Origin of the sequence: Haemophilus sp. SZY H68 (genome assembly GCF_018829685.1) — a bacterium.
Classification (GTDB): domain Bacteria; phylum Pseudomonadota; class Gammaproteobacteria; order Enterobacterales; family Pasteurellaceae; genus Haemophilus; species Haemophilus haemolyticus_K.
The window spans coordinates 63,284-88,230 of record NZ_JAHKKB010000003.1 but is presented as its reverse complement, the minus strand read 5'-3'; the positions used below and the strand labels follow the sequence as shown (position 1 = coordinate 88,230).

The following is a 24,947-nucleotide window of genomic DNA, read 5'->3' as shown; positions in this document are numbered from 1 at the left end:
TGGAGATTTTTATGAAAATTATTCTTTTAGGTGCACCGGGCGCAGGTAAAGGCACTCAAGCACAATTTATTATGAATAAATTTGGTATCCCACAAATTTCAACTGGCGATATGTTCCGTGCTGCAATTAAAGCAGGGACTGAACTTGGAAAACAAGCTAAAGCATTAATGGATGAAGGTAAATTAGTACCGGATGAATTAACCGTTGCCCTTGTAAAAGATCGTATTGCACAACCTGACTGCGCAAATGGTTTCTTGTTGGATGGTTTCCCTCGTACCATTCCTCAAGCGGATGCATTGAAAGATTCAGGCGTTAAAATTGACTTTGTTTTAGAATTTGATGTACCAGACGAAGTGATTGTTGAACGTATGAGCGGTCGCCGTGTACACCAAGCATCTGGTCGTTCTTACCACATCGTTTACAACCCACCAAAAGTGGAAGGTAAAGATGATGTAACAGGTGAAGATTTAATTATTCGTGCAGATGATAAACCTGAAACTGTATTAGATCGTTTAGCCGTATATCATAAACAAACCAGCCCATTAATTGATTATTACCAAGCCGAAGCGAAAGCGGGGAATACTCAATATTTCCGTTTAGATGGTACACAAAAAGTGGAAGAAGTTAGCCAAGAGTTAAATAAAATTCTAAGCTAAAATTAACCGCACTTTTTGATATCGAGAAGTGCGGAATATTCCTTAACATGTCTAAAATCCCTAGTTTTATCTTTTAATGATTTACCTCGTGTAAATTCCTGACCTGAAATCAGACAAAAGAGAATATTATGACAACCCAATTCAAACCAGAATTACTTTCCCCTGCTGGCTCTCTCAAAAATATGCGCTATGCTTTTGCCTATGGGGCAGATGCTGTTTATGCAGGCCAACCACGTTATAGCTTACGTGTACGCAACAATGAATTTAATCATGCCAATTTAAAAATCGGGATCGATGAAGCCCATGCACTTGGCAAAAAATTCTATGTAGTGGTGAACATTGCACCGCATAACTCCAAACTCAAAACCTTTATCAAAGATTTACAACCTGTGATCGACATGGGCCCTGATGCCTTAATTATGTCTGACCCAGGCTTAATCATGTTGGTGCGTGAAAACTTCCCGGATATTGATATTCACCTTTCTGTACAAGCGAATGCGGTAAACTGGGCAACGGTAAAATTCTGGAAACAAATGGGGTTAACCCGTGTGATTTTATCGCGCGAATTATCCATTGAAGAGATAGCAGAAATTCGCCAACACGTGCCCGATATCGAACTCGAAATTTTCGTACACGGTGCGTTATGTATGGCGTATTCTGGCCGCTGCTTGCTTTCTGGCTATATCAACAAACGCGACCCAAACCAAGGCACTTGCACCAATGCTTGCCGTTGGGAATACAAAATGGAAGAAGGCACGACGGATGAAGTAGGCAACATCGTGCCTAAAATCGATCCTGCTCAACAAATCGAAGTGAAAAATGTGGCACCAACCTTGGGTGAAGGTGCAGTAACGGATAAAGTCTTCCTTTACACCGAATCACAAAAGCCAGATGAGCAAATGACCGCTTTTGAAGATGAGCACGGCACCTACTTTATGAACTCAAAAGATCTGCGTGCCGTACAACACGTGGAAAAATTGACCGCACTTGGTGTGCATTCTTTAAAAATCGAAGGTCGTACTAAATCATTCTATTATTGCGCAAGAACCGCACAAGTTTACCGCAAAGCCATTGATGATGCGGCAGCAGGAAAACCATTTGATGAAAGCTTAATGGATACCTTGGAATCCCTTGCTCATCGTGGTTATACCGAAGGTTTCTTACGTCGTCATACGCACGATGAATACCAAAATTACGAATACGGTTATTCTATTTCTGATCGTCAACAGTTTGTCGGTGAATTTACTGGTAAACGTAACGAACAAGGTATGGCTGAAGTGGCTGTGAAGAACAAATTCCTACTTGGTGATGATGTAGAAATGATGACCCCTCAGGGGAATATCAATTTCAAAATTGAAAAAATGCTAAATCGTAAAAATGAAGCAGTTGATGCAGCACTAGGTGATGGGCATTTTGTGTTCTTAGACGTACCACAAGATATCAACTTAGACTACGCCTTATTAATGCGTAATTTAGTCAATAGCAATACAAGAAATCCACATAATTAAATGATAAAAAATTATTTGTTAAAAAAATGTTGCATTTTTGTATTTTATTATTATAATACACCACATACCTGATTTGTTAATTCAACAACTCATAGTATGACTCCAAATATTTTTGCCCTTTCAGCTTTTGAAAGGGCTTTTTTATCCTTGAATTTAAAGCCCTAACTTATTCATTTCTTTAATTACAGAGTCCACTTGGATCTGAGCCATTAAATCTTTTCCTTTTAGTTTTGTTACCCAAGGTAATAGATAGGATGGTTTTCCAAATTCTTTTTGTGCATTCTCTTCATAAACAGAGACGACATTAGACAAATTATGATAAGGGCCCGTACGTAATGGGTTGTGATAAGCATATAAACCAATAACAGGCGTATTTTGAGCCGTTGCAATATGTGCTGGGCCAGAATCAGGCGATAAAACTAAATCTACTTGAGAAATTAAGGCAGCAAGTTGCTTCAAGTTAGTTTTACCTGAGGCATTAGTTGGTTTAAAGTCACAAAGTGCTATGATTTTTTCAACCATTTCTAATTCACGCTTTGAGGGGGAACTACAAAAAATAACATGAATATTACGTTTATTTGCAAGATTTGCAACCTCAGCATAACGTTCAATGAGCCAATCTTTTTCTACTTTACTAGAGCAAGGAGAGATCAGTAAATTTTTACGTGAAGGATCGATAAATTGATATGCATATTCACTTTCCTGGGGAGAGATTTCAAGTTTCCAGGTTAATTTAGCTTTTGGCACACCAATATATTCTGCAAAAGCCATAAAACCGTCTAAGACATGAGGTGAATCAGGATCATTTACTTGACGATTAACAAATAGCCATTGTCCCTCTCGTGATCGTTTTTTACCAAACCCAATTTTATATTTAGCTTTAATTCCTAAGGAAATAATAGAAGCACGAAATGCAGTTTGCATATTTAACAAGGCATCAAAGTGTTGATTCTTTAACGTTTTCCATAATGAGAAAAGACCTTTCCAACCGGTTTTCTTATCATAAGGAATCAGAGTAATATTAGGAATCCCCTCTAATAAACCGAATTCTGTTTTACCTACAACCCAAGTAATTTGGGTTTGAGGATAATAAGCCTGAATATGTTGTATGACAGCAAGGGCATGACAAACATCTCCTACAGCAGAAAGGCGGAGAATACAAAGTGATTTGGGAGCACGAGTGAAAAGTGACATTTGCAATCCTTTCTCATTTAATTTGGATGTATTTTAAAGTAGAATAAGGACATTTTCTATCATCCAATTCCACTAATATGCACTCATTCCAACAGGGTAATGAATATTTTATCTTCAGTTTTGACCGCACTTTTAACGATAAAAGTAACTTCTTTAAACCTAAATTCTGGCAAACTCAAAAAAGAATTATTGGGACTGCAAAAGGCCGAGGCACAACTTATTTTCTACAAACAGAAGATTATCTAGGCGTAAACTGCGCACTGAGACATTATTATCGCGGTGGATTATGGGGAAAATTCAACAAAGATCGTTATTATTTCTCCTCTCTCAAGAAGACCCGTAGTTTTGCTGAATTTTATTTACTACAACGCTTATATGAATCAGGGCTCCCGGTTCCTAAACCTATTGCTGCACGAGTTCAAAAGGGAAAATTTGGGATCTGCTATCAAGCGGATATTTTGACAGAAAAAATTGAAAATGCTCAGGATTTATCCCTACTATTACAGGCAACCCCTTTACCAAAAGAAATCTGGACTCAAATAGGAAAATTAATTCGTCAATTACATGATCAGCAGGTTTGCCATACAGATTTAAATGTACATAACATTCTAGTTCAACAAATAAAAAATAGAAAACAATGTTGGTTATTAGATTTCGATAAGTGCACTATAAGATCGGGAGATAGTTGGAAAACAGATAACTTGAATCGATTACACCGCTCTTTTACAAAAGAAATTAAAAGAATGAAGATTCAATTTACAAAACAAAATTGGGCAGATTTAATCGAAGCCTATAATCAACCTCAAGAATAAAGGATAAGCCATGAAACAAAAAATCGTACTTGCTACAGGTAACCAAGGTAAAGTGAAGGAAATGTCTGATGTATTAGCTAATCTTGGATTTGAAGTGATCGCACAAAGCGATTTAGGCATTAATAGCCCCGAAGAAACAGGCTTAACCTTTGTAGAAAATGCACTATTAAAAGCACGCTATGCGTCAGAAAAATCGGGGTTACCCGCTATAGCAGATGATTCTGGTTTAGTTGTTTATGCGCTCAATGGGGCTCCAGGGTTATATTCTGCGCGATACGCTGGAGAGGATAGTAACGATGAAAAGAATCGCAAAAAATTATTAACCGAACTCTCTCATGTCACAAAAGAAAATCGACAAGCAAAATTTGTGAGCTGTATCGTTTATCTAAAACACCCAAATGATCCGTCACCAATCATCGCTGAAGGTGAATGCCATGGTCTCATTGAGTTTGAAGAAAAAGGTAAAAATGGTTTTGGTTACGATAGTTTATTTTTCAGCCCAGAAAAAAATTGCACGTTCGGTGAACTGGATACAATCGAGAAAAAAAGAATCTCACATAGAGCACGCGCACTTAATATCTTAAAAAATAAATTAGAAAATTAATATTTATAGGCACTCAAAAACGGTCAGAAATATAAAATAATTTCTGACCGCACTTTAACGTTATAATTAAGCTAAACGTATTTTCGCTTCTGCAATAGCTTCGGCAACACGCAATGGAGATACCCCACCTTTTGCACAACGTTTGTCTAAGCAAGATTGGAGCGAAAGAATCTCGTAAACATCATCTCCCACTACTTCACTAAATTGGCGGAATTCAGGAATACTGAGATCTTCTAATCCCTTCCCTTTATCAATCGCATAAACAACCGTTTCACCCACAATATGATGAGAATCTCGGAAAGGTACACCCTTAGAAACTAAATAATCCGCTAATTCAGTTGCGTTTGAATAGCCTTTTAACGCAGCTTCTCGAGTACGTTCAACATTTACTTTCAATTCATCTAATACGAACGTTGCCATATCCACACAGTTTTGCCAAGTATCTAAGGCATCAAAAATACCTTCTTTGTCTTCTTGCATATCTTTATTATACGCAAGTGGCAAGCCTTTTAAGGTGACTAGCATGCCTGTTAATGAGCCAATCACTCTGCCTACTTTACCCCGAATTAACTCACATGCATCAGGATTTTTCTTTTGTGGCATTAATGATGATCCCGAAGTCACGCGATCAGATAGCTCGACGAAATTTGCCTCTCCGCTATTAAAGATAATCATATCTTCAGCAAAGCGGGAAAGATGCGCCATACTGAGGGATGCGATGGAAAGCAACTCTACAATATGATCGCGATCAGAGACGCTATCTAAGCTATTTCTAGTTGCGAAAACAAAACCAAGATCGTGCGCAAGTGAATCACGATCTACGGCATAAGCCGTACCAGCCAGCGCACCACTACCAAGTGGACAGGTATTCATACGATTATACGCATCTGTTAAACGTGAATAGTCGCGGTCGAACATTTCCACATATGCCATACACCAATGAGCAAAAGTGATTGGTTGAGCTCGTTGTAAATGGGTATAGCCAGGCATTACTGCTTGTTGTGTGTTTTCTGCGGTTTGAACTAAGTGGCGTTGCAAATTACGTACTGATTCTTGTAATTCAACCACACGTTGTTTGCACCATAGTTTTATATCTACTGCCACTTGATCGTTGCGGCTACGGCCAGTATGTAATTTTTTACCAAGGTTGCCTACTTTATCGATTAGCTTACTTTCAACCCAACTATGAATATCTTCAGCATCATCTTGTAAAATTGCTTGCGGATTTGACCGCACTTCAATAAGTAATTCATTGAGTGCTTGCTCAAGTTGATGCTGTTCTTCGATAGTTAATACATTGACTTTCACCAAGGCTTTGGACCAACCAATCGAGCCTTGAATATCCTGTTCTACCAAACGATAATCAAAACGTAACGAGTCATTAAAATCTTTAAAACGTTTATCCGCTGCCTGCGTAAAACGCCCCCCCCAAAGTGCCATAATCTTTCCTTTTTATTTTAATTAATTATTCTATTATTGTGCATATTTATGCATAAATCAACATTCTATATTAATAATAAAACAAAAATGGACAAAATCTTTCATTTTGTCCATTTTATCTGTATTAGTGCTATTTATAGCGTTTTTGCTAAATTTTTGATAAAGGTTTTGAATTCTTTACCTAATTTTTCATGACGAATACCGTATTCTACGAAAGCTTCCATATAGCCAATTTTATCACCACAGTCGAATGTTTCACCTGTCATATGGAATGCTTCGACAGTTTCTTTTTCAATGAGCATATCAATAGCATCGGTCAATTGGATTTCATCACCAACACCTACCGGAGTTTTTTCCAATAAATCCCAGATTTCAGCAGAGAATACATAACGACCCACTACAGCAAGGTTCGATGGTGCCTCTTCAACGGCTGGTTTTTCAACAATGTTATTAATTTTTGCACTTTCACCACCATTAAGAGCTACACCGCCACAGTCTGCAACACCATAGCTACTCACATTTTCTTGTGGTACCGGTGCAACCATTATCTGACTAGCTCCTGTTTCTTTAAAACGTTTAATCATTGCAGAAAGATTTTCTTTTTTCTGATTTGCGCTAAAATCAGCCAATAATACATCGGGTAATACTACAGCAAAAGGCTCATTACCAACTACTGGACGACCACAAAGAACAGCATGACCTAAGCCCTTAGCATTACCTTGGCGAACGTGCATAATCGTTACATCTTTTGGACAGATAGAACGCACTTCTTCTAGAAGTTGACGTTTAACTCGTTTTTCTAGCATCGTTTCTAGTTCAAAAGAGGTATCAAAATGGTTTTCGATAGCATTTTTTGATGAATGCGTGACAAGTACAATTTCTTTTATGCCAGCTGCAACACATTCATTTACAACATACTGAATTAATGGTTTATCAACTAATGTAAGCATTTCTTTTGGAATTGCTTTTGTTGCAGGTAACATGCGGGTCCCTAACCCTGCTACAGGAATAATTGCTTTCATAATATTAAATCCATTATTTACGATTATGATGAACCGTCTAATTGTTCATCTTTCATCTGTTTAATTCGTTGGTAAATTTCTTCTCGGTGAACGGATACTTCTTTAGGCGCTTCTACACCGAGTTTAACTTGGTTTCCACGTACACTCAAAATCGTGATAGAAATATCATTTCCAATAAGTACACTTTCGCCAACTTTACGAGTCAAGATTAACATCTTTTATCTCCTTAGTTTGCATTTATTAGATATCCCCATCAATCAAGGAAGGTTGGCATCCCACCAACCGGCTTGTACTACAGATTTTTGTTTAACCAGTCCTGCGCCACTTTAACTGCTTGTGCTACATTTTCTGGTTGGGAGCCTCCTGCCATTGCCATATCCGGACGACCACCGCCTTTACCCCCGACCTGTTGAGCCATTAAATTAACGAGCTCTCCAGCTTTTACTTTGGTAGTTAAATCGTTTGTTACACCAACGACAAGGTTGACTTTTTCATCTAAGATCGATGCGAATGCGATTACGCCTGAGCCGAGTTGATTTTTTAAATCATCGACCATCACACGTAATGACTTTGTTTCTATGCCATCTAATTGTTGTGCGATAACAGAAACACCGTTGATTTTCACCGCACTTTTCACAAAATCAGAACCCGCCTGCATTGCGGCTTTTTCTTTTAGACCTTGCAATTCTTTTTCCACTTTCTTCGCTTTGTCTTGAAGTTGTTGGATTTTTTCTACTAAGGTATTTACATCTGATTTGAATAAGTCTGCGCTTTGGAGCAGAATGCGTTGTTGATTATGTAACCATTCAATCGCATTTTCACCAGTTACAGCTTCAATACGACGAACGCCTGCAGCCACTGCACTTTCAGTAATAATTTTAAATAGACCGATATCCCCAGTGCGTTTTGCGTGAATACCACCACAAAGCTCAATTGAGAAGTCGCCCATGGTCAATACGCGAACGTTATCACCATATTTCTCGCCAAAGAGTGCCATTGCCCCTTTAGCTTTTGCTGAATCAATGTCCATAATATCCGTTTGAACAGGGAAGTTAGCACGGATTTTTTGGTTTACTAGTGTTTCAATTTGAGTTAATTGTTCTTTTGTAATTGCTTCTGGCTGTGCAAAGTCAAAACGCAAGGCTTTATCTGAAACAAGTGATCCTTTTTGCACAACATGTTGACCTAAAACTTGACGTAAAGCCGCGTGCAATAAGTGTGTTGCTGAGTGATTAAGTGATGTACTGTGGCGACGTTCCGCATCCACAATAGCATTCACTGTTTGCCCAACTTTCAAACTTCCTTGCGTTAATTCTCCAATGTGTCCAAATACTTGCCCATATTTTTGGGTATCTTTAACATTAAAGGTCACGCCTTGCGCGTTTAAATATCCGCTATCGCCAATCTGACCGCCTGATTCTGCGTAAAACGGTGTATTTTCTAGAATAACGACTGCACTTTGACCTGCTTCGATACTTTCCACTGATTTACCATCATAGAAAAGTGCGGTGATTTTTGCTTGAGATTCGACTTCAGTATAGCCTTCAAACTTGGTTTCACCATCTACACGAATAATGCTGTTGTAGTCCACACCAAACTGACTTGCGGCTTGAGCACGAGTACGTTGCACTTCCATTTCACGGTCAAAGGCTTGTTCATCAATAGTGATATTGCGCTCACGACATACATCAGCCGTTAAATCCAATGGGAAACCATAGGTGTCATAAAGTTTGAATGCAACTTCACCTGAAAGAATGCCATCTTTCACTTGAGCAAGGGCTTCATCTAATAAGCTCAAACCACGTTCTAGAGTGCGAGCAAATTGTTCTTCTTCTAAACGTAATAGTTTTTCAACATTTGCTTGTTTTGCTTTTACGTCTTTGCCCGCTTCAGCCATTACTTCAATTAGAGTTGGTACGAGTTTATAGAAAAAGGCTTCTTTGGCACCTAATAAGTGACCGTGACGAACTGCGCGGCGAATAATACGACGCAAGACATAACCACGGCCTTCGTTTGATGGAATAACGCCATCTGCGATTAAATATGCACAAGAACGAATATGGTCAGCAATAACACGTAATGATTTATTACTTAAATCTGTTGTGCCAACAACTTCAGCCGTCTTTGCGATTAATGTTTTGAAAATATCAATCTCGTAGTTTGAGTTCACATGTTGCAATACAGCAGAAATACGCTCTAAGCCCATACCTGTGTCAACTGATGGGCGTGGTAATTTTTCCATTGTGCCATCAGCTAAACGGTTGAATTGCATGAACACAACGTTCCAGATTTCGATATAACGGTCGCCATCTTCTTCTGGTGAGCCTGGAGGTCCGCCCCAAATATGATCACCGTGATCGTAGAAAATTTCAGTACAAGGACCACAAGGACCTGTATCGCCCATTGCCCAGAAGTTGTCTGATGCGTAAGGTGCGCCTTTATTGTCACCAATGCGAATAATGCGTTCAGCAGGTACACCGACCTCTTTATTCCAGATGTTGTAGGCTTCGTCATCCGTTTCATACACGGTTACCCATAGTTTTTCTTTAGGTAAACCAAGCCATTGTGGGGATGTTAAATATTCCCAAGCAAAATTAATCGCATCGTGTTTAAAGTAATCACCAAAACTGAAGTTACCGAGCATTTCAAAGAAAGTATGATGACGCGCGGTATAACCAACATTTTCTAAGTCGTTATGTTTACCACCAGCACGCACACAACGTTGCGCAGTGGTCGCTCTAGAATAAGGGCGTTTATCCATTCCAAGGAATACATCCTTAAATTGGTTCATCCCAGCGTTCGTGAAAAGCAAAGTCGGATCATTTTCCGGCACAAGTGAGCTACTCTCAACTACTTGGTGACCTTTGCTATGGAAAAAATCAAGGAATGATTGTCTTATTTCTGCTGTTGTTTTCATTAAAAAGAATCCTTGTTACCCATAATAAAAATAAAAACTAAATCGCTCTATTTTTGCATATTTTTGAAATTTATAAAAAGGCTTTTTGCCAAAACCCAAAAATAAAACCGCACTCCACGACGCTATTTGAGAAGTGCGGTTAAAATTTAAGTTATTTCAGATTATTCAAAAAACAATTTCTTGTTAATTATTCATCTCTAAGCGGAACAACCAACATATCAATTTTAATCGTATTCATCACTTGACGTGTTGAAGACATTAACTTACTCCAAAAGTCTTGGTGATGTCCCGTCACTAATAAATCTACATCATATTGTTCGATGGCATCACTTAGAACTTGTCCTAAATCACCACTGCCACTCAATTTTTCTGAAATTGGATAATCCGCACTTTCAGCTAAATCTAACAAGGCTTTTTGTGTTTCCGTGGAAATTCTGTCTTGCATTGAAGACATATTCACATCAATCAATCCAGTGTAAAGATCCGAGAAGTTCACATCAACGTGGATGATAGAAAGTTTTGCTTCGTGACGTTTTGCAACCCCAACCGCTTTTTTAAGTAAAACAGGACTCTCTTCAGAAAGATCTACTGCCACTAAAACGTGTTTGTACATAATCGACTCCTTAACTGATTGGTTCGGTTTTTTAACTGGTTCTAATGCTAACATTTTGAGCAATAAAAAACTGTGTACTAGATCACAATTTAAACATTTTTATTCAAAATTCATTAAATTTTCAATGTCTGCAATTTCTTTAGGGGCAGCTACGGTTAGGATTTTATTACCATATTCAGTCATGAGTAAATTGTCCTCAATACGCACGCCAATGCCTTTGTATTGCTCTGGCACATCAGCATCTTTTGAAATATAAATACCAGGTTCAACGGTAATCACCATGCCGATTTCGAGTATCCGCTGTTTATCCTGACCATAGCTACCCACATCATGTACATCTAAACCTAGCCAGTGTCCTAATCCATGCATATAAAATTGGCGATAAGCTTGTTGTTCAATGAGTGTATCGACATCACCGTTTAAGATACCTAAATCCACTAATCCTTGGGTTTTAATACGAATGACTTCATCATTGGCTTGCTTAATGGAATTGCCTGGTACAAGTAATTCAATCGCACGTTTTTGTGCTTTTAAAACTAACTCGTAAATTTCACGTTGAGGCTGGCTAAATTTTCCATTTACAGGAAAAGTGCGGGTAATATCGCCTGCATACATGGCAAACTCACAGCCGGCGTCTATAAGCACCAAATCCCCATCATTTAATGGGCGATCATTTTCTGTGTAGTGCAAAATACAGGCGTTGTTTCCCCCAGCAACAATGGAATTGTAAGAAGGAAATCTGGCGCAATGACGATTAAATTCATGCAAAATATCGCTTTCAATTTCATATTCAAAGCGATTTGGACGTGTCGTTTGCATTGCTTTAATATGCCCAAGTGCCGTAATTTGTCCTGCTTGTTGCATTAAGCGGATTTCATTAGGCGATTTTATAAGGCGCATTTCGCTGAGCATTGGTCGCCAATCTAAAATCTCGTTAAAATTCACCGCACTTTCTGTCACTAATTTATCACCCCAAGTATGAATTTCTGGCACATAGTAAAGTGCGGTCAAATTTTTCAGTATTTTGGGGAGTACGGTAACGAATTCTTCAATAGAATAGGCTTCATTTACATTAAGTTGTTGTGGTGCTCGCTCAACACCTAATCGGCGACCATTCCACGTTTCAAGTAACGGATCGCGTGGACGAAGAAAAATAATAGCTTTTTCTGCTTGTTCTGTTTTCAGTAATAACAACGCTGCATTAGGTTCATTAAAGCCCGTTAAATACCAAAAATAGCTATCTTGACGGAAAGGATAGGTACAATCATTATTACGGCGTTTTTCGATTTCAGAAAAAAGCAATAATGCTGAATTAGGTTGCATTTGAGTGAATACTCGTGTGCGACGTTCCTCAAATTCTTCTTTAGGCAATTCAGCCATATAAGCCAATTCCATTCGAGATCTCCTTAATGTAATACAGGTTTGCTCTCAATTTCTCCTTCGTTGAAATGAGAATAGAATAACATAGCAATGGTGCGAACATATTCAATGATTTCTTCTAGTGCTTCCACTAGTTCTTCTTCGTTATCGTCTTCATCATAACCAAGTTGGCAAATATCTTGTAAATCATCTACGGCTTCGCCAATCTCGCCTTTTTCTTTTGCTAATTCAGGTTGAGCTAAGCCAAGACCAAGTAAGAATTGGTTTGCCCAGTCAGATAAGCTATCCGCTTGCGCAAAGACATTTTCATCTTCGGTTAAACCAAGTTCAAAGGTAAATCCTTCAACATCTGATAAGGTTTGACTAATTTGTTCATAAAGTTCTGTAACGGGTTGAACTAATGCTGTTGGGTAAGCGTGATTATCATTGCTGAATTGATATAAGAGCGGTAGCCAACTTTGATCTTTTAATCCGCCACAAAGTAAACCGCTTAAAAAACCGTGTAGTTCTGTTGCATTAAAGCCGATTCCAGCAGATTTAAGTTGTTGGTTAAGGTCAGAATGAGAAATGAGCATAATAGATTTCCTGAGTAAATTTGAAATTAGTGTAAACCTTTGTAAATAAAAAAGCGATCGCTTTTCCTTGTGGAAAAACGACCGCACTTTTATCTGATGATGAGCGAATTACATCATTCCGCCCATGCCACCCATACCGCCCATGCCTGCGCCTAGGTCAGCTTTTTCATCTTTTGGAAGCTCAGTTACCATACATTCAGTGGTAATCATTAAGCCTGCTACAGATGCCGCAAATTGCAATGCAGAACGAGTTACTTTAGTTGGATCTAAGATACCCATTTCGATCATATCGCCGTATTGTTCTGTACCTGCGTTATAACCAAAGTTTCCTTCGCCATTTTTAACCGCACTTGCCACAACAGATGCTTCTTCACCTGCGTTAGTAACGATTTGACGTAAAGGTGCTTCCATCGCACGTAATGCAAGTTTGATACCCACATTTTGTTCTTCGTTGTCACCTTTTAGACTTGCTGCAACTTTCGCTGCTGCGCGAACTAATGCAACACCACCACCTGCAACGATACCTTCTTCAACCGCTGCACGAGTTGCATGTAATGCATCATCCACACGGTCTTTTTTCTCTTTCATTTCAACTTCAGTTGCTGCGCCGACTTTGATTACTGCCACTCCGCCAGCTAATTTAGCCACGCGTTCTTGAAGTTTTTCTTTATCGTAGTCAGAAGTTGATTCTTCAATTTGTTGGCGAATTTGAGCCACACGACCTTTGATTTGAGATTCATCACCAATACCATCAATAATGGTTGTGTTATCTTTATTGATAACAACACGTTTTGCTTGACCTAAATCTTCTAATGTCGCTTTTTCAAGCTCCATACCGATTTCTTCAGAAATCACAGTACCCGCAGTTAAGATCGCAATATCTTGTAACATCGCTTTACGACGATCACCAAAACCAGGCGCTTTCACGGCTGCAACTTTCACGATACCGCGCATAGTGTTCACCACTAAGGTTGCAAGCGCTTCACCTTCCACATCTTCAGCGATGATTAATAACGGTTTACCTGCTTTCGCAACACCTTCTAACACTGGAAGTAATTCACGGATATTAGAGATTTTTTTATCAACAAGAAGAAGATATGGATTATCTAATTCAACCGTTGCTGTTTCTGGTTTGTTGATGAAGTATGGAGAAAGGTAACCACGGTCAAATTGCATCCCTTCAACCACATCTAATTCATCTTCAAGACCTGTACCATCTTCAACGGTAATCACGCCTTCTTTACCCACTTTTTCCATCGCTTGTGAGATTAATTGACCCACAATGCTGTCAGAGTTTGCAGAAATGGTACCTACTTGTTCAATTTCTTTCGCTGTTTCACAAGGTTTAGATAAATTTTTAAGCTCAGAAACAACCGCACTTACTGCTTTATCGATACCACGTTTTAAATCCATTGGATTCATGCCTGCCGCTACTGCTTTCAAGCCTTCATTTACGATAGCTTGCGCAAGTACAGTTGCCGTGGTTGTACCATCACCTGCAGCGTCATTTGCTTTAGATGCTACTTCTTTCACCATTTGTGCACCCATGTTTTCGAATTTATCTTCTAATTCGATTTCACGAGCAACAGATACACCGTCTTTAGTGATAGTTGGTGCGCCAAATGATTTATCTAAAATTACATTACGACCTTTCGGGCCAAGGGTTACTTTTACTGCATCGGCTAATACATTCACGCCTTTAAGCATTTTTACGCGTGCGTCATTACCAAATTTTACGTCTTTTGCTGCCATTTTCTTTTCCCTTATCTAATTATTCTACAATTGCTAAGATGTCATTTTCAGAAATGATTAATACTTCTTCACCATCGATTTTTTCGCTTTTCACGCCGTAACCGTCGTTGAAAATTACGGTATCGCCAACTTTCACATCTAAAGGTTGAACAGTGCCATTTTCTAAAATACGACCTTTACCCACTGCTAATACTTTCGCTCGGGTTGATTTGGTCGCTGCTGAACCTGTTAATACGATACCGCCAGCTGAACGGGTTTCGACTTCTTCACGTTTAATAATTACACGATCGTGTAAAGGACGAATATTCATGATTAATTTCCTTCTTAAAGAATTTGTAAAGCATCTCTTATATAGGGAACGATTTCTAACTTTCAAGTGTGATAAATTAAAAAAAATTTTGCACTTACTTATTGAAATCTAAATACGGGCTATTCATCATTACATTTACTTTTCTTTTGAGCATATAAAGAAACACGCTATTCCAGCAGCCACAAACGTTGCAATAATATAAACTGCTAAATAACCAAAAGTACCTGCAATTCGGATAGAGATAAATCCAGCTAAATAGGCTCCTAAAAGCGCGATAGAAAATTGTAACGCACTGTCCAGCGTAGCGTATGTTTTAGTTGATTTGTCCATAATCATGGCGAGTAAGCAAGGCACAAGTAATGCGTAAGTCATACTTAATAATAAGATTGGTACGGTGATAAGATAAGGAAAATCCGTGCCGACATATTCAAATAAAATAAATAAGCAGAAGGCAAAAATTTGGCTAAATAATACCCATTGGGTGACGGAAACCCGAGAATATTTTTTGAGTAATAGACCGTTGAGTGGAGCAAAAGCGATAGCACAAAGGGGTTCGAATACGGAAAGTAATAACCCAATGTGTTGGCTGCTCCAGCCCAATGCATTTAGACGTGGAATGAAACTACTGACCACCATGCCGCTGGGAATAAACACAAATAACAATAAAATCAACCAATGAAATGAGATGTGCGGTTGTTGCCAAAAGTGGAAAAAGCGTGTGAATAAAAAACGCAATGGCGGATTTTGCGGTTCAGTGGCAACTGTAGGTTCGGAATATAGGCTGATTTGTAGAATCAACAGTAGCGCAAAAACACTGATTAAATCCACCGCACTTTGCCAGCCGTAATGATGATAAATCAGTAACACCAAACCGCCGCCAAGCATTTTACCCAGGCGTCCTGCGATCACTTGAATGACGCCGCCAAAGCCACGTTGCTCAAAAGGCAGGATGGCACACGTCAGCCCCAACGCCGCACAACCAAAAAATAGACTGCTTAGGTTCAATAGCACACACGCCACCATAAGCAGTGCAAAATCTTGTTGCGGTTGGATGAAATGCAACATAAATAAGGCAATAAAAATGATTAGCGAGGAAAGGCATAGCCAGCCTCGAAATTGCCCGATACGTTTGAGACGATAGCGTTCAATTAACGGCGAAACGATGAATTTCGCCATTTCCATTCCACCAAGCAAATAGAACCAACTAAGCTGTTTAAGATCAAACCCCATTTCTTTTAACATGGTGATGAGCGCAATCATATAAAACGCTACTACGCAGAATTTAAAACCGGCAGTTGTGGCAAGGATCGCCCAATCCTGTTTAGTGAGTGATGTTGCCTTGTTGGCATTGCCAAAATGCTGCATAACGTCCTTTTTGTTCTAAGAGTGTTTGATGCGTGCCTTGTTCGGCAATGTTGCCGTTTTCCAACACATAAATGCAATGCGCACCCACAATGGTGGAAAGTCGGTGAGCGATTATCAACACGATTTTGTCTTTAACCAGCTGATCCAACGCTTTTTGCACTGCCAGCTCATTGCAGGTATCCAACGATGCTGTCGGTTCATCTAAAATGAGAATCGGCGCGTCTTTTAAAATCGCTCGAGCGATAGCAAGTCGTTGCTTTTCACCGCCGGAAAAGTTACTCCCAATTTCATTAACTTGCGTTTGATAGCCTTGTGGTAATGCCTGAATAAAATCATGGCATTGGGCAAGTTTACAGGCGTGAATCACCTCTTCATCGGTGGCATTGGGTTTTGCCATTCGGATGTTATTTAATACACTGTCTTGGAATAAATACACGTCTTGAAACACCACAGAAATTAAGCGCATGAGCTGTTCTTGGCTAACATCCCGAATATCGATACCGCCGATCGTAATTCGCCCTGATTGCGGATCAGCATAACGCAACAACAAGCGAAGTAATGTTGTTTTACCACAACCACTGGTGCCCACAAAAGCATTGAGGCTGTTAGGTTGTATATCTAGATTAATGTCTTTTAGGATGGTTTTTTCAGCATTATAACCAAAGTGGACATGCTCATAGCGAATGCGATAATCTGTGGGTAATCTGCTGCCATGATTTTCCGCCAATTCAGGCAATGCCATCAGTTTTTCAAATTTTTCACAGCTAATCACAAAAATTTCTAAGAGCGAAGACATTTGCACAAAGAAGTTCAATACATCTGAAATTCGCGCAATTAAAATCAGCACCGTGGCTAACAATACCCAATGGGCGCTACCAGAAATCACCCAAAATATGCCAACAATTAATACCGCAATAAGACTTAATTGAATGCTTGAGGTAATAATCAAATTCGGGCGTTCGCCTTTTTTTGTGCCAATGCGTTGAATATTGGCCACATCTTCAATCACACGGTTGAAAATATGTTGTTTGTTTTCAGTCTGCCCTGTTGATTTCAGAATTTCCAAACCTTGCACAAACTCGATGGTTTCGCCTTTAAGTCGCTGATTAGCTTCTGCCAAAATACTAAATCCACGACGGAAAGCTTTTCTCCACCATAAATAAAGTGGCACGATAAGCGGAAAAATAATGAAGATCAGCAGCCCAAAGCGGTAATCAAAGAAACAAAGACAAAGGGCGGCAGACACCGGTGTTACAATGCCGTAAATTAGAATACTGATTAAACTGAAAGCGTAATTTGTGGCTTCATTAATACTTTGGATGGCAACGGCACTGAGTTCGCCTGCACGAAATCCACTGAGGACGGCAAGAGATACGCGACGAAGTTTTTCGCCTAGTTGACGTCTTAATTGATATGTCGCCAAGAATGAATCACCTTTGGTGTCATAATATTCCGCCCAAATGCGGAAAAGGAGGCTGGCGATTAAAAGCACTCCACACAAAATACTCCAAAAAATGACCGCACTTTGTCCAGCTTCAGTTTGTTCTAATGCCAAAAGCAGCGGATACAGCAAGCCGATAGCCACGCCGAATAAAGTTGCAGACAGTGCTGCAAAAGCAAGACAGCGTAAGAATGCGCTTTGTTGCTGTTGAGCGGCGGCAAATAAGGCGTGATAAGTTTGCCATAGGCTTTTTACACGTTGAGTTTCGGGATTAAAGTAAGATTGCATAACATTCTCTAATGTATCGTCCAAGATTTTGCCTGTTGATATTCCGCCCAAAGGGTTTGATAGGCGACATTGGTTTGCAACAAGGCTTGGTGATTGCCTTGAGCAATGATTTTACCGTTCTCTAAATAAATAATTTGATCGGCTTGGGTAATGCTAGACAGGCGATGCGCCACCATGATCACCGTTTTATTTTGCATCAGCGCATGAAATGCCTGCATTAAATCCGCCTCGTTTTTTGCATCGGAAAAAGCCGTGGGTTCGTCTAGCAATAAAATCGGGCGATTTTGTAAAAAGGCACGGGCTATACTGATACGTTGTTTTTGTCCGCCTGACAATAATTGTCCGCGTTCACCCACTTTCGTTTGATATTGCTCTGGCAAGGCCATAATAAAGTCATGAATACGGGCTTGTTTGGCGGCATTGATAATGGCTTCTTCCGTCACATTTTCTATGCCGTAAGCGATGTTTTCGGCAATAGAGCAAGAAAATAAGAAATTATCCTGAAATACGACCGAGCAATATTTCATGAGTTGATCCTGTTCCATATGACGAATATTCGCACCACCTAAAGTAATTTTTCCGCTATCGACATCCCAAAAGCGCAACAGCAAATTGAGTAAGGTAGTTTTGCCGGAGCCTGAAGTGCCAATAATGGCAGTAAAACTATTTTGCGGCACGCTGAAGTCGATATTTTTCAGCGTTGCTTTATCGGCATCATAGCTGAAATTGACCTGTTCAAATTGAACAGCATACCCCTTCGGCGTTTGTAATGGCAAAAGTGCGGTGGCATTTTCCAACGTTTTTATTTCGTTAATGCGTTCAATTGCGGCGCGGGAACGTTCCAACAAATGAAACAGCCCCATGTAAGGATGCATGGTTTCAATTAACCCGGCGGCTAACACTAAAAAGGCAAAAAAGCCAAAGGTGGAAAGCAGAGCAAGCGAGTGTAAATACACGCCTAACACGATCAAAAACAGCATGATCGGCATTGGTGTAAAGAGCGAACGGGCAAGACGTGTTGGAGCGCCTACTTTGGCTAAAAAAGCGAAGATGACCTGATTAAAATTTTCCAATGCGGTGCTAAAACGACTGTATGAACTTTGTCCCGCATCAAAGGTACGAATCGTGCTCATGCCTTGAATATATTCAATAATCGCGCTGTTAATTCTGCTCACGGCAGCACCGTAATCACGATAATTCAATCGACTTTTTTGCATTAACCGTTGCAGAATCGTAAATAGCACGACTAGGAAAATCACCACAGCCAATGCCATTTGCCAATTTAACCAAAATAATGCTGCCAACACGAAAATTGGTGTGGAATAAGCCTCCGCTTTAAGGGGGGGCGCATCGGCAACAAAGGTGTGCAATTCGTTTACGTCATCGCACAGTACTTTGGTTAAACCGCCTGAACCGATTTCATTGACTTTGCCTAACGATAATTGACTAATTTTTTTCGCAAGCTGTTGGCGTAGCATTTTTTCCAATTCAAAGGCTGCATAATGAGATTTGTCGTGCGCTTTAATTTTGCAGGTGTAATACAAAATGGACGTGACAAGCAGCGCGAAAATCTGCCAATAAGGAAACGTAAGAGATTGGCTGACGGTGAACACAATGTGGATCATCAAAAGCCAAATCACGATTTTTAATCCTTGCGCGAAGGTTGCCAACCACATTGAGGCGCGTAATTGCTCTGCAACAGGTTGGCAAATTTGTTGGTGTTGCTGACTCATTGCTTAAAATCTTAACTCAGTAGAAAGCCCAATTTGACGTTCCGGCTGACGGGTAATGTCGCCAGAGCGCGGTACGAGTAAGATATCTTTTCGTGAATTAAGCACGTTGTCGGCATAAAGCGTGATTCTGGCATGCTTAAAGTCATACGCTAAATAAAAATCAAGTTGGTCATAATGCCCTACTTTACCATTGGCTAAGTTATCGGCAGTGGAATAATAACTACTGTTGTAGCTGTAATTGGTCCCAATTTCTAGATGGTCAAGAAGACGATAATTGGCCCCCACTTTTCCACTAAAACTTGGTGCACGAGCGAGTTTATTCCCTTCAATGCCGCTGTTTGGATAACGTTTGATATCGGTTTTTAACATCCCGATGCCTGCGTTGAGTGCCAGTTTCTCCGTGGCTTGCCATTCGGTATTAATTTCCGCACCATAGGTAATGACTTTATCGGCATTGCGGATCACGATGGAATTCGGACCAAGGGTGAACGGTAACTGCATGTCTTTGTAGTCGTTATAGAATAGGTTGCTGTTAATGCGTAGGCGTTTATCTGCGGATGTCCAACGATGATAAAGTTCGTAGTTCCAGACATATTCCGCGTCATATTCATAGCTGGTGTACGGCACACCGAAAGTCACACCGGCACTGCCCGGATTATAACCTTTGCCTACTTTAAAGCCTAAGCGTTGAGCATCGTTAATTTTCCATGCAATGTCTGCTTTTGGCAGGAAGACATTGTATTTTTTATCTCGGTTGATGGAAAACATCGCACTTTTGCCTTTACGCTGATGATGTTCCTGTTCATAGCGAGCAGAAAGCGTCAATTCAAACGGAATATCAGGTGTAAAGGTAATTTCACCAAAGGCCGCCTTGGTTTTCGTTTTATCATTAAAATTTGTCGTAATCGGCGTGCGAGCAATGCGTCCATTAAGCATCGTAACACTTTCATCTTGTTTCGCATTGAAATAGAACAAACCGAATAAACCACGGTATTTTTCGCTTTCGTATTTTACAATGGGTTCAATTTGTAATTCATTGCCATCAACGTGAGCCGGAACACCTCGACGATTTGGAGGCAATGCGGTGTTGAATGGCGACGTTGTTTTTCTATCGTGAATAAAGTGGGTGTAAACCAATTTATTTTCCCATTTCCAATGATCTGAGAGTTGATAGCCAATGTCCCAAATGGTACTGGCAGAGCGTGTTTGGAATACCGGACGTTCCGGCGTGTAACGTGGAGAATTAGGTTGTAATTCCATTTCACCTTGTGGTGCTCGCGCGTTTAAATGATTGAACGTTAAACGGCTATAGAGATCAGGCAACGCAGACGGCGTCCAGAGTAATTTTGCGCGGGTGTTAGTGGCTTTAAACCAACGCGGGTTTCCGACGGGATCATAATGCGGTAAATCCACAGCAGTTTCCCGCTGTTGATGATCTACGCTTAAACGAAACGCTAATTCGTCTTTCACGACAGGACCAGAAATTAGGGCCGCCGTTTGTGCCAATCGATGATTACCCATGTTTAATTTCGCTGCACCTTCCCATTCTTGTGTTGGGTCATTGCTAGTCATCACCACCGCACCGGCAATGGCGTTACGCCCTTGGGCATAGCTTTGCGCCCCACGATAGATTTCTACCTGTTTCATATCCCAGAGGGATTTTGTGCCGAACGCCAGTTCGTTATAGCTAGACGTTCTGCCGTCAATTTGCATGTTTAAACGTGGACGTGAACCGGCAAAAAATGCCACCGCACCTACTGCTGGACCGGAACCGTCAACGCCGCGCACTGTAGGTAAATCATTGCCCAAGCCGGTATCTAAAATATTTACATCGCGTTTTAATAATTGGGTCGCAGACAGTAAATTAGCTTCTCGTTTGAGTTGTTCGGCGGTTACCACGGAGGTGCTTGAACCAGTAGAAGATTGACTACGCTCGAATTTTTCACCAGTGACTGTGATTTCATCTAGTACTGTAGTCTGCTTACTTTCTTCAGCATGAGTAGAAAAAGAATATGCACTCATCAGGCAAAGGCTAATGAGGCTGAGTCGTGGGGATAACTTGTTCATGGGGTCTCCTAGGCTTTATCTTGGTTTAAGGTTTACACTTTTTAAATTAATTAACAAATAATGTAAATCCAACACAATTATAATACGAAAGTAAATAAGAATTTTTCTCAAATTTAATATTTGACAATTAAAGGCTTTCGGCTATGTTATTGAGCCTTAAGGAGTGAACCATGAAAAAAGATATTTTTTTGAAACAGGTTGCCACTGAACTGTTTTATCAACAAGGCTGGAGATTAACCTCTGTTGCAGAAATTTGTCGGGTGGCAGGGGTGAGTCGAGTGACGTTTTATAAATATTTTCCCACCAAGCAAGATTTAGTGAAAAGTATTTTTGAAGAACAAAAAAACAATATGCGTCAGGAGTTTGACAGGCTGTTAGCCACAAAGGCAGATTTAGCCACGGTGATCCAGCAGATTTTGACGATGCAACAAGAGTCCATGGCCACGCTATACTCCGCTGCTGTATTACATGACTTAAACCATGATCAAGATGAAACCTTACAGGCCTTTTTTAGGCAAATGGCACAGGAAAAATACCACTATATGCACTATTTCTTTAGTACGCTACAACAACGTAAAAGCGTACGTAATGATTTTCCTGTGATTTTAATTGATGTATTAATTCAAAAAATGGATGAAATGATTCATTCTTCCGTCTTACAACAGCATTATTCAGGAAAAGAACAACAACTCTTTAAAGATGTATTACAGCTTTTTTTGCATGGACTCACTTATCAATATGCCCCCTAATAAAAATATTATTTCTACGCATCATATATCTAAACTATTTGCTACTTTACTCTACGTTTCTATTAAAATTCTTTTCTTATTTATCTATTTTTACGTAAAATCCAACAACCTATCAAAAATTTGAAATAAAGGACAGCAATATGCATTTAACCTCTAGAGAACAAGAGAAACTAATGCTCTTTTTAGCCGGTGAGTTGGCGGCAAAACGCAAAGCACGTGGCGTTAAATTAAATTATCCAGAAACTATTGCTTATATTGCGAGCCATTTACAAGAGGCGGCAAGAGACGGAATGAGTGTAGCGGAAGTGATGCAATATGGTTCAACGCTTTTAACCGTTGATGATGTCATGGAGGGTGTAGCCGAAATGGTTCATGAAGTTCAGATTGAAGCCACTTTCCCAGATGGTACAAAGCTTGTTACCGTGCATAATCCGATTAGATAAAAAATAGAAGGATTTAAATACTATGATCCCAGGCGAATACCAATTAGCTGAAGGCGATATTCTCGCTAATGTCGGCAGAAAAACAGTGATAATTGAAGTAACCAATTCAGGCGACCGTCCAATTCAAGTTGGCTCTCATTACCATTTTTTTGAAACTAATAACGCTCTTAAATTTGACCGCACTTTGGCCCGCGGAATGCGTTTAAATGTACCTTCAGGCAATGCGGTGCGTTTTGAACCAGGCGAGGTGAAATCAGTAGAATTAGTGGCTTTTGCTGGTAACCAAATTATTTACGGTTTCCATAATCAAATTGATGGCAAATTATAAGGTAGGGCAGAATGGCATTAACAATTTCAAGAGCGCAATATGTAGCAACTTATGGCCCTACGGTGGGTGATAAAGTCCGTTTAGGTGATACCAATTTATGGGCAACTATTGAACAAGATTTATTAACCAAAGGTGATGAGTGTAAATTTGGTGGCGGTAAAAGCGTACGCGATGGTATGGCACAAAGCGGCACAGCCACTCGCGATAATCCGAATGTATTGGATTTTGTGATTACCAATGTGATGATCATTGATGCCAAATTAGGCATTATCAAAGCCGATATTGGTATTCGTAATGGTCGTATTGTGGGCATCGGACAAGCTGGTAACCCTGACACCATGGATAATGTCACGCCAAATATGATTATCGGTGTAAGCACAGAAGTGCATAACGGCGCACATTTAATTGCGACCGCTGGTGGTATTGATACGCACATTCACTTTATTTGCCCTCAACAAGCACAGCATGCGATTGAAAGTGGCGTTACTACATTAATTGGTGGCGGAACAGGCCCTGCTGATGGTACACACGCAACGACTTGTACACCAGGTGCGTGGTATATGGAACGTATGTTCCAAGCGGCAGAAGCATTGCCTGTAAACGTAGGCTTTTTTGGTAAAGGAAACTGTTCAACTTTAGAGCCGCTACGTGAACAAATTGAAGCGGGCGCATTAGGCTTAAAAATCCACGAAGACTGGGGCGCAACTCCTGCGGTGATTGATTCTGCATTAAAAGTGGCTGATGAAATGGATATTCAAGTGGCAATTCACACCGATACACTAAATGAAAGTGGCTTCTTAGAAGATACCATGAAAGCGATTGATGGACGTGTCATTCACACCTTCCACACGGAAGGTGCAGGTGGTGGTCATGCGCCAGATATCATTAAGGCGGCGATGTATACAAACGTATTGCCAGCTTCAACCAACCCGACTCGTCCGTTTACGAAAAACACCATTGATGAACATTTAGATATGTTGATGGTTTGCCATCACTTAGATAAACGAGTGCCAGAAGACGTAGCTTTTGCCGATAGCCGTATCCGTCCTGAAACTATTGCAGCAGAAGATATTTTGCATGATATGGGCGTTTTCTCAATTATGAGTTCAGACTCTCAAGCGATGGGACGTATTGGCGAAGTCGTCATTCGCACTTGGCAAACCGCAGATAAAATGAAAATGCAACGTGGTGAGTTAGGCAATGAAGGAAACGATAACTTCCGTATTAAACGCTACATTGCGAAATACACTATCAACCCAGCGATTGCACACGGTATTGCGGATCATATTGGTTCGTTAGAAGTGGGCAAAATTGCAGATATCGTGTTATGGAAACCAATGTTCTTTGGGGTAAAACCTGAAGTCGTAATTAAAAAAGGCTTTATTAGTTACGCGAAAATGGGTGACCCAAATGCCTCAATTCCAACGCCGCAACCCGTATTCTACCGCCCAATGTACGGTGCTCAAGGTTTAGCAACGGCTCAAACCGCAGTGTTTTTCGTTTCACAAGCCGCTGAAAAAGCCGATATTCGTGCGAAATTCGGTTTACACAAAGAAACCATTGCGGTGAAAGGATGCCGTAGCGTAGGGAAAAAAGATTTGGTTCACAATAACGTAACACCTGAAATTTCCGTTGATCCTGAACGTTATGAAGTACGTGTAGATGGCGAGCTAATTACCTGCGAACCCGTGGATACCGTGCCATTAGGACAACGATATTTTATGTTCTAAGCAGAAAAGAGCGGTCAAAT

At 40.2% G+C, this 24,947-nt stretch carries 22 protein-coding genes; 8 read left to right on the top strand and 14 right to left on the bottom strand.

Going from position 1 to position 24,947, the window contains the following annotated elements; translation table 11 throughout:
• Positions 1 to 11 precede the first annotated feature (11 nt).
• Complete coding sequence (gene adk / locus KP712_RS06660) at positions 12 to 656, top strand: adenylate kinase (RefSeq protein ID WP_048953463.1); 645 nt, start codon at positions 12 to 14, stop codon at positions 654 to 656.
• 128 nt (positions 657 to 784) lie between these two features.
• The gene (gene yegQ, locus KP712_RS06655; RefSeq protein ID WP_048953461.1) at positions 785 to 2,164 is read left to right on the top strand and encodes a tRNA 5-hydroxyuridine modification protein YegQ; all 1,380 of its coding nucleotides are present in this window, start codon (positions 785 to 787) and stop codon (positions 2,162 to 2,164) included.
• A 153-nt stretch (positions 2,165 to 2,317) separates the two neighbouring features.
• On the opposite strand, the gene KP712_RS06650 is transcribed toward yegQ, so the two are convergent.
• A complete protein-coding gene (locus KP712_RS06650) occupies positions 2,318 to 3,358 on the bottom strand; it encodes a glycosyltransferase family 9 protein (protein WP_048953459.1) in 1,041 nt (346 codons plus the stop codon).
• A 77-nt stretch (positions 3,359 to 3,435) separates the two neighbouring features.
• On the opposite strand from KP712_RS06650, the gene KP712_RS06645 reads away from it, so the two are divergent.
• Positions 3,436 to 4,170, top strand: a complete 735-nt coding sequence (locus KP712_RS06645) for a 3-deoxy-D-manno-octulosonic acid kinase (RefSeq protein ID WP_048953458.1) — start codon at positions 3,436 to 3,438, stop codon at positions 4,168 to 4,170.
• Between the two features lie 10 nt (positions 4,171 to 4,180).
• On the top strand, positions 4,181 to 4,774 hold the full coding sequence (gene rdgB, locus KP712_RS06640; RefSeq protein WP_048953456.1) for an RdgB/HAM1 family non-canonical purine NTP pyrophosphatase: 594 nt from the start codon (positions 4,181 to 4,183) through the stop codon (positions 4,772 to 4,774).
• Between the two features lie 66 nt (positions 4,775 to 4,840).
• On the opposite strand, the gene argH is transcribed toward rdgB, so the two are convergent.
• The 13 genes from argH to KP712_RS06575 form a co-directional block, all read right to left on the bottom strand.
• Complete coding sequence (gene argH, locus KP712_RS06635; RefSeq protein WP_140450116.1) at positions 4,841 to 6,214, bottom strand: argininosuccinate lyase; 1,374 nt, start codon at positions 6,212 to 6,214, stop codon at positions 4,841 to 4,843.
• Positions 6,215 to 6,348: 134 nt separating this feature from the next.
• Positions 6,349 to 7,236 carry a UTP--glucose-1-phosphate uridylyltransferase GalU gene (galU, locus tag KP712_RS06630; RefSeq protein ID WP_048953452.1) on the bottom strand — a complete coding sequence of 296 codons (888 nt, stop codon included), beginning with the start codon at positions 7,234 to 7,236 and terminating at the stop codon, positions 6,349 to 6,351.
• Between the two features lie 23 nt (positions 7,237 to 7,259).
• Entirely contained in the window at positions 7,260 to 7,451 is a 192-nt protein-coding gene (gene csrA, locus KP712_RS06625; RefSeq protein WP_048953448.1) for a carbon storage regulator CsrA, read from the bottom strand.
• A gap of 77 nt (positions 7,452 to 7,528) precedes the next feature.
• Positions 7,529 to 10,153 carry an alanine--tRNA ligase gene (gene alaS / locus KP712_RS06620; protein WP_048953446.1) on the bottom strand — a complete coding sequence of 875 codons (2,625 nt, stop codon included), beginning with the start codon at positions 10,151 to 10,153 and terminating at the stop codon, positions 7,529 to 7,531.
• A 187-nt stretch (positions 10,154 to 10,340) separates the two neighbouring features.
• A complete protein-coding gene (gene uspA / locus KP712_RS06615; RefSeq protein ID WP_005629483.1) occupies positions 10,341 to 10,766 on the bottom strand; it encodes a universal stress protein UspA in 426 nt (141 codons plus the stop codon).
• Positions 10,767 to 10,865: 99 nt separating this feature from the next.
• The gene (gene pepP, locus KP712_RS06610; RefSeq protein ID WP_048953444.1) at positions 10,866 to 12,161 is read right to left on the bottom strand and encodes a Xaa-Pro aminopeptidase; all 1,296 of its coding nucleotides are present in this window, start codon (positions 12,159 to 12,161) and stop codon (positions 10,866 to 10,868) included.
• Positions 12,162 to 12,172: 11 nt separating this feature from the next.
• The gene (locus tag KP712_RS06605) at positions 12,173 to 12,721 is read right to left on the bottom strand and encodes a YecA family protein (RefSeq protein WP_048953442.1); all 549 of its coding nucleotides are present in this window, start codon (positions 12,719 to 12,721) and stop codon (positions 12,173 to 12,175) included.
• 108 nt (positions 12,722 to 12,829) lie between these two features.
• A complete protein-coding gene (groL, locus tag KP712_RS06600) occupies positions 12,830 to 14,473 on the bottom strand; it encodes a chaperonin GroEL (protein ID WP_005635749.1) in 1,644 nt (547 codons plus the stop codon).
• A gap of 19 nt (positions 14,474 to 14,492) precedes the next feature.
• Positions 14,493 to 14,783, bottom strand: a complete 291-nt coding sequence (locus KP712_RS06595) for a co-chaperone GroES (RefSeq protein ID WP_005629492.1) — start codon at positions 14,781 to 14,783, stop codon at positions 14,493 to 14,495.
• Positions 14,784 to 14,918: 135 nt separating this feature from the next.
• A complete protein-coding gene (locus KP712_RS06590) occupies positions 14,919 to 16,148 on the bottom strand; it encodes an MFS transporter (protein ID WP_111407736.1) in 1,230 nt (409 codons plus the stop codon).
• The gene (locus KP712_RS06585; RefSeq protein ID WP_111407737.1) at positions 16,105 to 17,877 is read right to left on the bottom strand and encodes an ABC transporter ATP-binding protein; all 1,773 of its coding nucleotides are present in this window, start codon (positions 17,875 to 17,877) and stop codon (positions 16,105 to 16,107) included. Before KP712_RS06585 ends, KP712_RS06590 begins: the two co-directional genes overlap by 44 nt.
• Positions 17,878 to 17,885: 8 nt before the next feature.
• Entirely contained in the window at positions 17,886 to 19,610 is a 1,725-nt protein-coding gene (locus KP712_RS06580) for an ABC transporter ATP-binding protein (RefSeq protein WP_111407738.1), read from the bottom strand.
• 3 nt (positions 19,611 to 19,613) lie between these two features.
• Positions 19,614 to 21,677, bottom strand: a complete 2,064-nt coding sequence (locus KP712_RS06575; RefSeq protein WP_215770740.1) for a TonB-dependent receptor — start codon at positions 21,675 to 21,677, stop codon at positions 19,614 to 19,616.
• Between the two features lie 170 nt (positions 21,678 to 21,847).
• Here KP712_RS06575 and KP712_RS06570 point away from each other — a divergent pair, with 170 nt between their 5' ends.
• From KP712_RS06570 to ureC, 4 genes are all read left to right on the top strand, one after another.
• Positions 21,848 to 22,426, top strand: a complete 579-nt coding sequence (locus KP712_RS06570; protein WP_106013654.1) for a TetR/AcrR family transcriptional regulator — start codon at positions 21,848 to 21,850, stop codon at positions 22,424 to 22,426.
• A gap of 140 nt (positions 22,427 to 22,566) precedes the next feature.
• Entirely contained in the window at positions 22,567 to 22,869 is a 303-nt protein-coding gene (gene ureA / locus KP712_RS06565) for an urease subunit gamma (protein WP_005688619.1), read from the top strand.
• A gap of 22 nt (positions 22,870 to 22,891) precedes the next feature.
• Positions 22,892 to 23,197: an urease subunit beta gene (ureB, locus tag KP712_RS06560; protein ID WP_111407740.1), complete on the top strand. Its 306-nt coding sequence runs from the start codon at positions 22,892 to 22,894 to the stop codon at positions 23,195 to 23,197.
• A gap of 11 nt (positions 23,198 to 23,208) precedes the next feature.
• Complete coding sequence (gene ureC, locus KP712_RS06555; protein ID WP_111407741.1) at positions 23,209 to 24,927, top strand: urease subunit alpha; 1,719 nt, start codon at positions 23,209 to 23,211, stop codon at positions 24,925 to 24,927.
• The last annotated feature ends 20 nt before the right edge of the window (positions 24,928 to 24,947 follow it).

What these genes read in the sequence shown, in the direction of transcription:
- adk (WP_048953463.1), top strand. Translation starts at nt 12, where the DNA reads ATGAAAATTATTCTTTTAGGTGCACCGGGCGCAGGTAAAGGCACTCAA.
- yegQ (WP_048953461.1), top strand. Translation starts at nt 785, where the DNA reads ATGACAACCCAATTCAAACCAGAATTACTTTCCCCTGCTGGCTCTCTC.
- KP712_RS06650 (WP_048953459.1), bottom strand. Translation starts at nt 3,358, where the DNA reads ATGTCACTTTTCACTCGTGCTCCCAAATCACTTTGTATTCTCCGCCTT.
- KP712_RS06645 (WP_048953458.1), top strand. Translation starts at nt 3,436, where the DNA reads ATGCACTCATTCCAACAGGGTAATGAATATTTTATCTTCAGTTTTGAC.
- rdgB (WP_048953456.1), top strand. Translation starts at nt 4,181, where the DNA reads ATGAAACAAAAAATCGTACTTGCTACAGGTAACCAAGGTAAAGTGAAG.
- argH (WP_140450116.1), bottom strand. Translation starts at nt 6,214, where the DNA reads ATGGCACTTTGGGGGGGGCGTTTTACGCAGGCAGCGGATAAACGTTTT.
- galU (WP_048953452.1), bottom strand. Translation starts at nt 7,236, where the DNA reads ATGAAAGCAATTATTCCTGTAGCAGGGTTAGGGACCCGCATGTTACCT.
- csrA (WP_048953448.1), bottom strand. Translation starts at nt 7,451, where the DNA reads ATGTTAATCTTGACTCGTAAAGTTGGCGAAAGTGTACTTATTGGAAAT.
- alaS (WP_048953446.1), bottom strand. Translation starts at nt 10,153, where the DNA reads ATGAAAACAACAGCAGAAATAAGACAATCATTCCTTGATTTTTTCCAT.
- uspA (WP_005629483.1), bottom strand. Translation starts at nt 10,766, where the DNA reads ATGTACAAACACGTTTTAGTGGCAGTAGATCTTTCTGAAGAGAGTCCT.
- pepP (WP_048953444.1), bottom strand. Translation starts at nt 12,161, where the DNA reads ATGGAATTGGCTTATATGGCTGAATTGCCTAAAGAAGAATTTGAGGAA.
- KP712_RS06605 (WP_048953442.1), bottom strand. Translation starts at nt 12,721, where the DNA reads ATGCTCATTTCTCATTCTGACCTTAACCAACAACTTAAATCTGCTGGA.
- groL (WP_005635749.1), bottom strand. Translation starts at nt 14,473, where the DNA reads ATGGCAGCAAAAGACGTAAAATTTGGTAATGACGCACGCGTAAAAATG.
- KP712_RS06595 (WP_005629492.1), bottom strand. Translation starts at nt 14,783, where the DNA reads ATGAATATTCGTCCTTTACACGATCGTGTAATTATTAAACGTGAAGAA.
- KP712_RS06590 (WP_111407736.1), bottom strand. Translation starts at nt 16,148, where the DNA reads ATGCAGCATTTTGGCAATGCCAACAAGGCAACATCACTCACTAAACAG.
- KP712_RS06585 (WP_111407737.1), bottom strand. Translation starts at nt 17,877, where the DNA reads ATGCAATCTTACTTTAATCCCGAAACTCAACGTGTAAAAAGCCTATGG.
- KP712_RS06580 (WP_111407738.1), bottom strand. Translation starts at nt 19,610, where the DNA reads ATGAGTCAGCAACACCAACAAATTTGCCAACCTGTTGCAGAGCAATTA.
- KP712_RS06575 (WP_215770740.1), bottom strand. Translation starts at nt 21,677, where the DNA reads ATGAACAAGTTATCCCCACGACTCAGCCTCATTAGCCTTTGCCTGATG.
- KP712_RS06570 (WP_106013654.1), top strand. Translation starts at nt 21,848, where the DNA reads ATGAAAAAAGATATTTTTTTGAAACAGGTTGCCACTGAACTGTTTTAT.
- ureA (WP_005688619.1), top strand. Translation starts at nt 22,567, where the DNA reads ATGCATTTAACCTCTAGAGAACAAGAGAAACTAATGCTCTTTTTAGCC.
- ureB (WP_111407740.1), top strand. Translation starts at nt 22,892, where the DNA reads ATGATCCCAGGCGAATACCAATTAGCTGAAGGCGATATTCTCGCTAAT.
- ureC (WP_111407741.1), top strand. Translation starts at nt 23,209, where the DNA reads ATGGCATTAACAATTTCAAGAGCGCAATATGTAGCAACTTATGGCCCT.